At 49.8% G+C, this 305-nt stretch carries 1 rRNA gene; it reads left to right on the top strand.

Annotated elements, in window-relative coordinates:
* Positions 1 to 305, top strand: a 23S ribosomal RNA gene (locus KJQ99_RS10190); the annotation flags it as partial.

Genomic DNA, 305 nt, shown 5'->3' with positions numbered 1-305 from the left:
GCAAGGAAACTTACAACAAAGAGTCCCTCCCGACTGTTTACCAAAAACACAGCACTCTGCTAACACGTCAGTGGATGTATAGGGTGTGACGCCTGCCCGGTGCTCGAAGGTTAATTGATGGGGTCAGCAGCAATGCGAAGCTCTTGATCGAAGCCCGAGTAAACGGCGGCCGTAACTCTAACGGTCCTAAGGTAGCGAAATTCCTTGTCGGTTAAATACCGACCTGCATGAATGGCGTAACGAGATGGGAGCTGTCTCAAAGAGGGATCCAGTGAAATTGTAGTGGAGGTGAAAATTCCTCCTAC

Source organism: Campylobacter sp. 2018MI13 (assembly GCF_018501135.1).
In the GTDB taxonomy this organism is placed as follows: domain Bacteria; phylum Campylobacterota; class Campylobacteria; order Campylobacterales; family Campylobacteraceae; genus Campylobacter_E.
The sequence above is the reverse complement of the archived record's forward strand: the minus strand, read 5'-3'. Positions and strand labels throughout refer to the sequence as shown.